At 49.8% G+C, this 12506-nt stretch carries 12 protein-coding genes; 5 read left to right on the top strand and 7 right to left on the bottom strand.

From position 1 onward, the window contains the following. Window positions 1-86 precede the first annotated feature (86 nt). The 4 genes from K4H28_RS10665 to K4H28_RS10650 all read right to left on the bottom strand — a co-directional run bounded on the left by K4H28_RS10665 (window position 87) and on the right by K4H28_RS10650 (window position 6125). Window positions 87-3287 carry an NAD(P)-binding protein gene (locus K4H28_RS10665; protein ID WP_221005182.1) on the bottom strand — a complete coding sequence of 1067 codons (3201 nt, stop codon included), beginning with the start codon at window positions 3285-3287 and terminating at the stop codon, window positions 87-89. 181 nt (window positions 3288-3468) lie between these two features. Then, window positions 3469-4353 carry a ribosome small subunit-dependent GTPase A gene (gene rsgA, locus K4H28_RS10660; protein WP_221005181.1) on the bottom strand — a complete coding sequence of 295 codons (885 nt, stop codon included), beginning with the start codon at window positions 4351-4353 and terminating at the stop codon, window positions 3469-3471. Between the two features lie 129 nt (window positions 4354-4482). Then, window positions 4483-4797 (bottom strand): 4a-hydroxytetrahydrobiopterin dehydratase, encoded by a 315-nt coding sequence (locus K4H28_RS10655; protein ID WP_221005180.1) that lies wholly within the window; start codon window positions 4795-4797, stop codon window positions 4483-4485. 62 nt (window positions 4798-4859) lie between these two features. Then, the gene (locus K4H28_RS10650) at window positions 4860-6125 is read right to left on the bottom strand and encodes a M48 family metallopeptidase (protein WP_221005179.1); all 1266 of its coding nucleotides are present in this window, start codon (window positions 6123-6125) and stop codon (window positions 4860-4862) included. 40 nt (window positions 6126-6165) lie between these two features. On the opposite strand from K4H28_RS10650, the gene orn reads away from it, so the two are divergent. From orn to K4H28_RS10625, 5 genes are all read left to right on the top strand, one after another. After that, entirely contained in the window at window positions 6166-6732 is a 567-nt protein-coding gene (orn, locus tag K4H28_RS10645) for an oligoribonuclease (RefSeq protein WP_221005178.1), read from the top strand. Then, window positions 6732-7226 (top strand): CinA family protein, encoded by a 495-nt coding sequence (locus K4H28_RS10640; RefSeq protein WP_221005177.1) that lies wholly within the window; start codon window positions 6732-6734, stop codon window positions 7224-7226. Before orn ends, K4H28_RS10640 begins: the two co-directional genes overlap by 1 nt. Continuing rightward, on the top strand, window positions 7223-7828 hold the full coding sequence (locus K4H28_RS10635; RefSeq protein WP_221005176.1) for an MFS transporter: 606 nt from the start codon (window positions 7223-7225) through the stop codon (window positions 7826-7828). The genes K4H28_RS10640 and K4H28_RS10635 overlap by 4 nt, the downstream gene beginning before the upstream one ends. Further along, window positions 7825-8712, top strand: coding sequence for an Hsp33 family molecular chaperone HslO (gene hslO / locus K4H28_RS10630; RefSeq protein ID WP_221005175.1), 888 nt, complete (start codon window positions 7825-7827; stop codon window positions 8710-8712). The genes K4H28_RS10635 and hslO overlap by 4 nt, the downstream gene beginning before the upstream one ends. Before the next feature lie 160 nt (window positions 8713-8872). Continuing rightward, window positions 8873-9913, top strand: a complete 1041-nt coding sequence (locus K4H28_RS10625) for a TIGR03790 family protein (protein WP_221005174.1) — start codon at window positions 8873-8875, stop codon at window positions 9911-9913. Window positions 9914-10400: 487 nt separating this feature from the next. Here the strand turns inward: K4H28_RS10625 and K4H28_RS10620 are convergent, their stop codons facing one another. The 3 genes from K4H28_RS10620 to K4H28_RS10610 form a co-directional block, all read right to left on the bottom strand. After that, window positions 10401-10883 carry a DUF6882 domain-containing protein gene (locus K4H28_RS10620; protein WP_373312808.1) on the bottom strand — a complete coding sequence of 161 codons (483 nt, stop codon included), beginning with the start codon at window positions 10881-10883 and terminating at the stop codon, window positions 10401-10403. Between the two features lie 83 nt (window positions 10884-10966). Beyond that, window positions 10967-11875, bottom strand: a complete 909-nt coding sequence (locus K4H28_RS10615; protein WP_221005172.1) for a DMT family transporter — start codon at window positions 11873-11875, stop codon at window positions 10967-10969. Between the two features lie 113 nt (window positions 11876-11988). Beyond that, window positions 11989-12375 carry a VOC family protein gene (locus K4H28_RS10610; RefSeq protein WP_221005171.1) on the bottom strand — a complete coding sequence of 129 codons (387 nt, stop codon included), beginning with the start codon at window positions 12373-12375 and terminating at the stop codon, window positions 11989-11991. Window positions 12376-12506: the final 131 nt, after the last annotated feature.

Genomic DNA, 12506 nt, shown 5'->3' with positions numbered 1-12506 from the left:
CTTGGAACCTTACTTTTGGGGTACGTGAACCAGCTTGACGAGGCTGCGCACCAGCGCGAGCCTCGCATGCGTTTTGAATGCGCTAGTTAAAATGTTTCATGATGAATTGTTAATGGATACCCACTTAAGGCTCTCGCTGCTTGTAAACCTGAGATCACGGTGGATTCTACGCAGCCTAAGTTTAGCGCTTCATTATTTACCCAATCACCGGCCAAATATAAATTACGAAAGCCTGATTGATCGACCTTGAGCCGATATTGATTGGTGTTGGCTGCGTTGCACACATAGCGTTCAGTTGGATCAATGTTCGCGCGGAAATATTGTCCATCGAGTCGGGCTTCACCTTGCCGATTTTCCAAATCGACCAATTTAGACCAATCTAGACTCTTGTCATTCGCTTGGGTGGCATAGGGCCATAAATGACCGATGTACTGCATAAGCCATTGTTTTGCACTTTGCTTGACGCGCTCCTCTTGCTGCGCTGGGAAACTATGGTCGCTAAATGGGGGTATAGGCTCAGCATCCTTCATATTGTTGCAGAAGTAGGCAATACCAAAGGGCTGTTGATTCAGAGGCCAGTTTTCTTTGTCTAGCGTTTGATCCATTGCCGCCCATGTGTTAAACGGCTCGCCATAGGCATCCAGAATCGGGCTGGCTAAGGGCCAGCCGGTTTCTTCTAGATTGATATTGAGCCAAAGCTGCATAGCCTGAGTTTGCGTGGTGGCGGCATTATTGAGCATCGCTTGCCAAGCGGGGTTGGCTTGGCTGAGTTCTTCGGTAATAAACGGCAGTGCGGCAACTGAAATGCCAAGTACGACAAGGTCAAAATCTTGCCCTAATTGCAGCGTTTTTTTCGCAACAGCAGGCCACGGGCTCCATGCTGATTCCAGATTAATTTCTTGCGTTTTGAGCGCTTGACCTTGTTCGAGTTGCTCGTACAGTGGCGTAGATGGCCAGCATGGCAAGCCTTTGACCTCATAAAGCGGATTGTAGCTGGCAATATTAGGTTTTAAGGTTGCTTGTACGTCAATGTCGATGGCGGAGATTTGCTGTTGGTCAGCGCTTAAATGTAAATCCGTCACCTTGTTGAAAAACTCAAATTTGACGCCGCGCTGTTTCAACACTTGATAGATTGGCGTCATTACTACGTCGCCCATGCCGGCTTGCATCTTCCACATTACCGCGCCTTTGTAGCACAGCGTCACCAGAATATAGCTGTGTAACAATTCCCCGGCCGAGACATTGCCGCCAATAGCAACGCCGTCGCCAACGATTTTATTCTCGCCATTTGGAAAACCCAAATACAAATCATAAAACGCGCGCACCAAGGCTGAATTAGCCGCATCAGCACTGGCGCCGTGAATGATCAACCATTCGGTAAAATCATACTGATTGATTGCGGTGTAGCCTTTGATTAAGACGCCGTCGACCAAAATGCCTTTGGCAACGGCGAGTGCGATATCGACCAGCGTGAAAATACGGCGGATTGAATCGAAAATTTCGGCAAAAGGCGCCAGCACTTGCTCAACTAACGCTTTGATTTCGGCAATCACATCCAGCCAATGGCTTGGCGCTGGTGTGGTGCATAGGGCGGCGATTTCACTGCGTAGAGGAAATGATTCATAGAGGTTTTGTAGTTGCGTAAATACACGCTCGACTTCGTGTTCGACTACCATTTCAACAGGTTTACCGACCACGTCGAGCACTTTACCTAAAATGCTTTCCCCCGTATGCGACACGCCACGCGTAAAGTGGCGTGCTGCTGCCTGCCGTGCACTGTCTGATTGGCTGATTTGCTGCTGAAGCGCTTGATGCAGTTCACTCAGTGCTTCGCGAAGGTGGGCGAAAAACCCAATCGGATGATCGCTTTTACTGTCGCCTTGACCTGGAACTTTACTATCAGGCTTAAATGATAGTGCCCAAGTGCGCCATTCTTCTTTTACATATTCTTCAACAACAATCGTATTCTGCGGTTTGAATGCCTGATCCCAAGTTGCCAGCGGGGCATTGCTGGAACGCGCTAGTTCGGCATAGCAATTTTGAATGAGTGCAAATGCATTGTCGTAATAGCCAAACCAAATATGCAGGCCGTGTTCTTCGATGCGATCGGCAATGTCGCGATTGCGCCCACTGGCGCCTTTGCCACCCAGTCGCCAACCCATTTGGTAAATGGTGATGTCATATTTGGTCTGCCAGTCTGGATCTTGGGTAATCCCATAGGCCGTGCTTAGAGAGCCAATACCACCGCCAAGTATGGCGATTTTTTGTTTCGGTGGCTTAATCGACTGTAGTGTTTTTCCTGTTTCGAGTGAGAAATCCACGTTAACCCAAAATCCTTTGGTGCTGACGGTATCCACATCTGGCGTGCTGGACGTTGGCGTTAAACCCAGTTGTGCCACAATCGGGTGGCTGGCTAGGCGCATTAATTGCAGATCGAATTGCTTAAGGCTTAGGCCTTTGAGCCATGGAAAACCACCATGAAATGCTTGCAATTGGAAGGGTGCGCTGGCGATGCTACGTACTTCGGCATTTTGCGCGCCTTCAATCGCTGGGAATTGTTTGATAAATAGCGCAGGGCAATTGGCAAGGAAATCCGCATGGATGTCACCTAATACCTCGCCGGTTTCGGCGCAGGTCCATTGCTGGCCAAACAGGTGCTCGATCATTCCAGTGGCGGCTTCGCTGGTGCTGCGCCATGCTGAATCGGCGACGGTTTCATCTTTTTCAGCTGCAAGGAGTGAAATAAAGTCATATTGCTGAGCGATACTGTCTGCGCCCAGCGTTTTAAAACCACATGTGCTGGCAGTAAATTGCGGATGCCAAACGTTGAGCTCGCCGTTAGGGTAGTTAAACGCGGCGAGCTGTTTGCGAAAACCAAACATTTCACGGCCGGTGGCGATCGCTGAGAAACTATCAGGAAATAAAAATGGCAAGAATAGTGCGGGTTTAAATTCACCGCGTGCTAAGGCTTTGCGATCGTAACAAGGAATCCAAAACGACAATTCTGAATAACGCTCTTTGCCATAGACCTTGCCTGTTGGATTGCTAGCGTCGATGGTCATCTGCGCCATAATCATAATACTAAATGCTTGCCCCTTGACGGCTAAGCAGCGGTATTCAAACTGGCCTTCTGAAGGCTGATTGATATAGGTATCGAGTAATTGATTAAGTGCGCTAGCTTGGCTATCGAGTAGAAAGGTCGCCATCTTGGCGTCGCTGAATAAGTAGGGTTGACCCAAGATAGGTAAACCAACTTGATCGGCGATGTATGGAAAGGATGGAGTCATGAATGCCTAGATCGAGTTTAGGGTTAGAAAACTGACGCACAAGGCATTCTAGTATGATATTGCGAGTAATGTTCGTTCGTAGTGAGGCTGTTGGAATTTTGCAACTGCAGATGGTGTTGGGGTATTCACCTATGAGTCATATTGCTAAATGCCTAGGAGTGAATACCCTTTGGGATGGGGTTTAGTATTTGCAGCTCGCGGCAGCGCTGAGTTCATCTTGTAAGCGTTGTAGAAAAACCAGTCGTTCGTTCGCAATGCTGCCCGCTGCGATTGCTTCATGAATGGCGCAGCCGGGCTCTTGGCGGTGACGGCAATTGTGGAAACGGCATTGGCCCAAATGCCGCGCCATATCGGGCATTAAACGCGGTAATTCTTCGACGCTAATGTGCGCTAAACCAAAGGATTGCAAACCCGGCGAATCGATCAACTCAGACGTTGCGTTTAATTTATACAACTGCGCGTGGGTTGTCGTATGCTTGCCTGAGTCGAGCGCGGTCGAGATTTCTTTGACGCGCGCATTGGCGTCGGGAATCAGCGCATTGGTGATCGTTGATTTTCCCATCCCTGATTGGCCAACCAAAACTGAAACTTGACCATCCAACCACGGTTCTAGTGGTGTTAAATCCTGTTTTGCGGAGATTTCAACCACCGGATAGCCCAAACCCGTGTAATAGGCCAAGCGCGAACGTGCGGCATCGGCGACGGGGAGGTCACATTTGTTTAAGCAAATCACGGGGCGAATGCCTTCGGCCTCAGCCGCAATCAGCGCTCGACTAATGAGTTCATCGGAAAAACTCGGCTCGGTCGCAACGACAATTACAATCTGCGTGACATTGGCGGCGATCATTTTGCTGCGCCATGCATCCGAGCGATACAGCAACGTTTTGCGTTTGAGGGCTTTATTGATCACAGCTTGCTCGGCGTTCAGTACGTCGATATCGACTTGATCACCACAGGCGTAATCGGTTTTTTTGCCGCGGGTCGAGGCGGAGAGGCGACGACCATCGGCCAGTTCAACGATATAGACTTTGCCGTAGCTAGTAACAATGCGGGCGGTTTCGCTCATGAGGCCTTTGTAGTGAGGTTAGCAAAAGTGTTCTTGCCGCGTTGTTCCGCTTTGTCGTACGAATGAGTACGGTCTGCGGTGTCACGCCTTGCCATAAAACTGTTGCAGATTAAATTAAGTAAAACCAATTTAAGTAAAAATCGCATCGACGCGCGCGGCGCAGATAAAGTCATTGCGCGATAAGCCGCCCACTGAATGGGTATTCCAACTCAATTTACAGCGGCTAAAGCTCAGTGTGATATCAGGGTGGTGATCTTGCTGGTGCGCGATAAACGCCACTGCATTGGTAAACGCCATTGTTTCGTGAAAGCTTTTAAAACGAAAGGTTTTTTCTAGCGTATCGTTGACGATAATCCAATCATTCAGCTCAGTCGACAGCATCTCTGCGGCCAATGCATCGAGCTTTTCAGTTTTATCTACACAGTGTTGGGTGATTAGCGACATGGTGATTCTCCGGTGAGGTTTCCCATTGTTGTAGCCCACGCAGCTTCAGAAGCCAAAGCCAATTAAGTCCCCAGCCGTTGCAAGGCGGCAATGCGTAAACTGGCCGGTGGATGGCTATCGTAAAACACGCTGTGCCATGGATCAGGCGTCAAGGTCGCCGCATTATCACGGTAGAGTTTAACTAGCGCGTTGACCAAATCAGTACTCGATGATTGGCTGGCTGCAAATGCATCGGCTTCATATTCATGCTTGCGTGACATCATCGAGCTGATTGGCGCAAACAAGAACGTAAACACTGGCAACACCATAAAAAACAGTAGTAACGCTGTCGCGGTTGATGGCGTGCTCACGCCCAATCCGTTGTAAAACCAAAGCTGCGTTTTGAGCTGGCCCAAGACCCACAACATCCCCAGCATCAAGGCGAATGTCCACACCAAGCGCTTCACAATATGGCGGTGTTTAAAGTGACCAAGCTCATGCGCAAGCACGGCTTCGACTTCAGACGGTGACAAGTGTTTGAGTAAGGTATCAAAAAACACGATACGTTTGGATTTGCCCAGTCCCGTGAAATAAGCATTGCCGTGGCTTGAGCGTTTGCTGCCGTCCATCACAAACAAACCATTCGATTGAAAGCCGCAACGGTTGAGCAAACCGACGATGCGATCTTTCATCTCGCCGTCTTCCATTGGTACAAATTTATTAAACAGCGGTGCGATAAAAGTCGGGAACACCCACATCAAGGTCAATGAGAACACCAACCAAGTTGCCCATACATACAGCCACCAGTTTTCACCCATTGCGCCCATCAACCACAAAATCGCTGCAATCAAAGGCAAGCCAATCGCCGCACCAATGGCCGTTGATTTGATCAGGTCGGTGATAAATAGCTTGGCGGTCATTTGGTTAAAACCAAAGCGCGCTTCGATGACAAAGGTTGAAACCAGTGAAAACGGCAGTGAAATCAGGCTGCTGACCACACCAAGCGCGGCAATCAATGCCACACCATGCCCAGTCGAATTGGGCGTAAACCATTGAGCAGTCAATTGCGACAACCATTCAATCCCACCGCCGAGCGTAAACGCCGCTAGCACCATCGCATCAAACAAGGTGGTTGCCATGCCAAAGCGCGTTTTCGTCACCGTGTAGGCGGCTGCGCGCTGGTGCGATTCGAGCGTAATTTGTTCGGCAAACTCGGTTGGCACAGTGCGTGAATGGCGTTTTACATGGTTGATATGACGTAGCGCCAACCAAAGTTGTAATAAAACGCTAGAAACCAGCGCAAACAGAAAAAGAAGTGAAAATTGATGTGCGCTAAAAAGGTCGGTCATGAAGTAAAATGGTGTTTTTTCAAGATTGGATTACGCGAGTATGCCACAAGACCAGAACCGACTCATCTGGGTCGACATGGAAATGACGGGTTTAGAGCCTGAAACAGACCGTGTGATCGAAATTGCCGTCGTGATTACCGACAATGATCTCAATATCGTCGCTGAAGGCCCCGTGTTCGTGATTCATCAGCCCGATGAATTGATGGATAGCATGGACGAATGGTGTGTGAAAACGCATGGTAATTCAGGCCTGACCGCCAAAGTGAAAGCATCAACAACGACTGAAGCCGAGGCTGAAGCGCAATTGATCGCGTTTATTTCTGAATACGTACCGAAAGGTGTTTCGCCTTTGTGCGGTAACTCGGTGCATCAAGATCGCCGTTTCTTGGTGAAATATTTGCCAACACTAGAAACGTGGTTCCATTACCGCAATCTGGATGTGTCGACGCTCAAAGAGTTGTGCAAACGCTGGCAACCAGCGATTGCCAAAGGTTTCAAAAAACGCGGTGCGCACACTGCATTGGCCGATATTGTTGAATCGATCGACGAACTCAAATATTACCGCGACAACTTTATCCAGGCGCCTGCGGTGGAAGAAGCATCCTAATGTTTAGTCCAGAAATTAATGCGCTTGCTGTCGAGTTAGGCCAATTGCTGTTGGCACGGGGCGAGACGGTCACAACGGCTGAATCGTGCACGGGCGGCCTGATTGCTGGCGCGATTACCGAAGTAGCGGGTTCAAGCGCTTGGTTTGATCGCGGCTATATTACTTATGCGAATCAAGCGAAAGCGGCGATGCTCGATGTGCCGATGGCGTTTATCGACGGTCTCGGCGCGGTGAGCGAGCCTGTGGTGGCGGCGATGGCGCAAGGCGCTGCAGATGGCGCGTGCGCGCGTTGGGCGGTGGCGGTATCTGGTGTCGCGGGGCCAACGGGTGGTACGCCAGAAAAACCGGTCGGTACTGTGTGGCTGGCTTGGGCAACGCCCTATGGCATTACCACAGAGAAGCAGGTATTTGCTGGTAGTCGTTCAGAGATAAGGGCTGCAACGGTATACCGTGCATTAGAGCGCATGGTTGAGTTAATGAAGGAACAAGCATGACAACGATTGTTGCCGTTAAAAAAGACGGCGTGATTAGTATTGCTGCGGATAGCCAGTCTACGTTTGGTGATACGCGCCTTGCCGCACTAGACGATGCGCGCTGGAATAAAATTTTCCAACATGGCGACAGCTATTTCGCGATTTGCGGTAGCGCCGCGCATGATTTGGTTTTGCAATCGGCGTTAAAAAAGCTCAAGAAGCTTGATTTTTCCAATCGCGCCGCCATTTTTGAATCATTCAGAAAATTACACGGCAAACTGAAAGACGACTTTTTCCTCAAAACCGACGAGGAAGAAGACGACGCCTACGAATCGAGCCAGATGACGGTATTGATCGCGAATGCGCACGGCATTTTTGGCGTGTACAGCCTGCGTGAAGTATATGAATTTGAGCGTTTCTGGGCCATCGGCAGCGGTCGCGATTACGCGATTGGTGCGATGAGTGCGATTTATGATCAATCCAATGCCAACGAAATCGCTAAAGTCGGCGTAGAAACGGGCTGTATGTTTGACGTGGCCTCCAGCCTGCCGATGACAAGTTACAGTGTGGCCTATGTTGGCGCTGCGCCAGCGGCGGTTGCAATCACAAAGAGTAAAAAATGAAAGATATTTTAGAGCGTTTCCTGTTTGATAAAGCCCCGGTGCGCGGCGAGTTGGTGCAACTTGATGCCACCTACAAAGAAGTCCTCGCGCGCCACCAATATCCGTTGGTGCTGCAACGGATTATCGGCGAATTGATGGCGGCCAGCGCCTTGCTATCGGCCATGCTGAAATTTGACGGCACGCTGATTATGCAAATGCACGGCACGGGCGCGGTGCAATTGATCGTCATTGAATTCACGTCAGAGCGAACCATGCGCGCGACAGCGCGTTGGGATGCCGAAAAAATCCAAACTTTCGGCCCTGGTTCGTCATTGGCAGAATTACTGGGTCGTGGTCGCTTTATGATTACGCTGGACCCTACCGTGGGCGAAGCCTATCAAGGCGTGGTGGGTATGTCACATGGACAATCCGTCGCGCAAATTATTGAACACTACATGGCGACGTCTGAGCAACTCGAAACGCGCATTTGGTTGGCGTGTAGCGAGCACAACAGCGCCAATAAAATGGCCGCTGGCATGATGCTGCAAAAAATGCCCGCCGAGCCCGACGAAACGCAATCGTACGAACATTTGGTTACGCTGGCCGAAACGGTCAAGCCAGAAGAATTGCTCGACTTATCAGCGCGTGAAGTGCTGTATCGCTTGTTCCACGAAGACAGCGTACGTGTATTCGATCCAACCACGCCGCGCTTTGCGTGTTCATGCTCGCGCCACCGCGTGGCCGGCATGATTAAATTGATGGAACGCGATGAAGTCGACGAAGTCTTGGTTGAGCGAGGCAATGTGCATATCGTCTGTGATTTCTGCGGTAAAGAATACGAGTTCGATGCAGTCGATATCGGTGCGCTGTATGCGGGTAGCCCAGAAACTGGATCGGTGCAGTAGGGTATTGCTACGTAGCCATTGTCTGTAAATGGGTTTGTTTTTATACCCTAATCAATTAAAGCCGCTCTATGGAGTGGCTTTTTTTATTCCTCAGTGATTTCTAGCTGGCATAAATGACATTTGCCGTTATGATGAGCTTTTTATGGCCGTGGCGAGTGCAATGCGACATTTATTCCTTATTTTCATGTCTTGCTGGCTATCTACGGCGTCTTTGGCCGCCGAGCCAAGCCCCCCACGTTACAGCTTGGGCGCCGAGCAGCTTGGCTTGGTGGTTAATAAAAACGACCCATTGTCTGTCGAAATCGCCGCGTATTACGCCAAGCAGCATCATCTAAAGCCTGAGCAAATTTTGGAAGTGAGCCTGCCGACCGATCGAGTCTGGTTGGCCGAAGGCGAGTTAGAGCAACTCAAAGCGAAAATCGACGCGCATTTTTCGCCCGAGATTCAAGCTTTGGCTTTGGCTTGGAGCAAGCCGTATCGCGTCAATTGCCTTGGCATTACCTATGGCGTTACGGTGGGTTATGTCGAAGGCGTCTGCAGCAATCTGGGCAAACCCACGCCTGAGTCGCCGTATTTTAATAACGCGACCACGCAACCATTTACCGACCTTGGTATTCGTCCGAGCATGATGCTGGCGGCGAAAGATGTACCGAGTGCTAAAAAATTGATTGATCGCGGCGTCGCCGCATGGGGCAATCAGCCCAAAGCCACTGCGTATTTTTTGACGACGACCGACAAAGCCCGCAGCTCGCGCGCGCCCTTGTTTCCACCGAGTCAAATCGTCAAAAAACCAGCGATTAAAATCGAAAATATCAATGCCAATACGCTGAAAGATAAAAACGATATCGTCGTTTACCAAACGGGTTTGGCCAGCGTAGCTGACCTCGATACGTTGCGGTTTGTACCCGGAGCTCTGGCCGATCATCTGACGTCGTTTGGTGGCATGCTCACCGATAGTGGCCAGATGAGCAGTATGAAATGGCTGGAAAGTGGCGCTACGGCGAGCTACGGCACCGTGAGCGAGCCATATAGCTACCCACAAAAATTCCCGCACCCGCAAGTGTTGCTCGCGCATTATTTGAGCGGTGCCACGGCGGTCGAGGCCTACTGGAAAAGTGTCGCTTGGCCTGCGCAAGGCGTGTTTATTGGCGATCCACTGGCTGCGCCGTATCGAAGTTTGAGTCCGTTTAAGCAGCAATAAATGCTTGAATCAATCAGTGAGTTGTTTACTTTTTAAGTGAAATTTTCGTTTGACGTAGGTCGCGCTAATGCCGCGCGGCACCTACTTTTCTTTGCGTTGCCAAAGAAAAGTAGGCCAAAGAAAGGCAACCCTAAATCTGCACCGACTTCGTCGGTTTGATATCAAGGGGTTTAAAACCACAATTCAACGAACAAGCTAATATCTTGATGTATCTGTATGAAAGCCTTTTTAGTTAAAGGATTCAAATTGATACCTGTATATTTTGGGTGATGTTCAGGTTTGGTGTTGATATGCTTGGGAATGAGTTGAAGTAGCTCCTTCCCCCTTGACGGGGGAAGGTTGGGATGGGGGTGGCAATGGCTGCTTTGACGATAAATTCAACATTTCAACCTCACCCTAGCCCTCTCCCGTCAAGGGAGAGGGGATAAAAGCACAAATTCAACATCAACACCAAATCTGAACATTGCCATATTTTGTACGGTGCTTATTAGCTTCTTGGCGTGATTGACATGATCGCCAAAAACGTCACCGGCCCATTTTCGACCGACGATGGTGCTTTATAGCATCCCAATGCGCCGAGGAAATGCACTGCCATTGCGGTTAGCTCCCACGCCATCGCTTCATCGCCAATTTCAAACACATGATCTAAGCCAAATAGCGCAATACCGGTCAGTGCTTCAAGCTCTTTGAGTTTAGCGGCGCGTTCGCGCAGAGCAGGCAACACGGTTTCATTGCACCAAGCCCATTTCCACGAATTGGCTTTGGCCGAGTAGCTGCCGATGTCGATCACATCGGCTTCAGCTTCTAAGTTGTCGGCGGCGTCGAAAAATTGCAGTTTTCCTGTGGTTTGGTCAAACCACCAACGGCCAGCGCCATTGCCTAGGCCATAGCTTTCGCTCAATGCCACTTGCTTTTGCTCTAGCTCGGCAAAAGTGCTGTCCATAAAGGCGTAAAATTCATCATCGGTCATGCTCACAACGATTTTCCTTATTCAGTTTGATTGCGCATTTTACTGTGCTTTCAATCCAAGGTCTCGCTGATGCTGCACTGTTCTTATTTGCGATTAGCCAGAGGGTTAAATCCAGTCACTAAGGCGGTGCCGAGTAAAATGACTAATGCACCCATCACCGTGTTGCCACCGATGTGTTCGCCTAAAAAAAGCGAGCCCCACAGGATGCCAAAGACAGGAATTAAAAAGGTGACGGTCAATGTCGATGCCGCGCCGATTTCGCGTACAAGGCGGAAATACAATAAATACGCCGCACCCGTGCATAAAATCGCCAGCCCTGCGATGGCAAACCAGACTATAGGTGTGGGCGTGCTAATGGGCTGGCTAGCGGCAAACAGCGGCAATAAAAACAGACTCGCACCCCACATACTGCCGTGGGCAGCTTGAAATGAAGGAATGTGGCTGGCTTTGATTTTGGTATACGCACTGGCGATGCCGTAGCACAAGGTTGCCGATAAACACGCCGCAATGCCCAGTGCTGCGCCAGCTTGGCCGACAATCCGATCAAACCCAACTAAGACGGCTACGCCTAATACGCCAATCAATAGGCCTAAGCACACTTTGAATGTCGGCATTTTTTGAATGATCAGCGCCATAATAATCGCACCCCAAATCGGCGCCGTAGCATTGAGGATCGACATCATCGAGGCATTGAGCGTACGAGCAGCAAAGCCGTAGGCTAAAAATGGCAACGCGGTATTAAAGACGCCCAGAATCAGATATTCGCGCCAGTGTTGCCATGCAAAGCCTTGCTTGAGAACTTGCGCCACCACGGCTAAAAATAACGCTGCTAAGCCAATGCGCGCACTAATTGTCCAAATCGGCCCAAGGCTTGGCACGGCTAATCGTAAGAACAAAAAGGACGCGCCCCAAATTGCGGCGAGTAAAGTCAAACGGCAGGCATTGGCAAAATTCATTATCAGCCCGAAAAAAGTCGAGATGATATTGTGCATTGCCGCCGCCTCGCTTGGCTATCGAAAGATGGTGTGGCTGTGTTCAGCTTCGGTAGCGGGTCAATTCGAACTCTTGATTGCTGAGTCGCGCTAATGCCGTACGGCGCTTACAATTACATCGCCTCATTGCAAACAATGGCAATTTTATTTCCTGTTGGGTCGCGCATATAAGCCGCATACCAGTTCGGGCCATATGGACGCATTCCGGGAGCGCCTTCGTCTTGGCCACCACAAGCCATCGCGGCAGCATAAAAGGCATCCACTTCCGAATGATTTTTAGCGCTAAAACCAATCATTGTGCCATTGCCTGCTGTTGCAGCTTGCTGATCAAAAGGCTTGGCAATCCACAGAACCAGACCTTCACCTTTCCCTTGCTCGGAATAAGCGCGCCAGCCGGGAAAGTCCATATGAGATTGCCAATTAATCGTTGCTAATACGGCATCGTAGAAGGCGTTCGATTGCGCTGAATCATTTGCACCCAAGGTGATATAAGTTTCCATTTCGTACTCCATGCTGAGTGGCAATAAAGAATGTTAAAAGTACTTTCAAAAGCAAATTAAAACATCCACATGGCATAAGCTAGAAATGGAACGTTCGTTCTGTTGTCGCTTTGCAACTTGCGTATGCATGG

This window comes from Deefgea tanakiae (genome assembly GCF_019665765.1).
GTDB lineage: Bacteria > Pseudomonadota > Gammaproteobacteria > Burkholderiales > Chitinibacteraceae > Deefgea > Deefgea tanakiae.
This window is presented reverse-complemented; position numbering and strand designations above follow the sequence as displayed.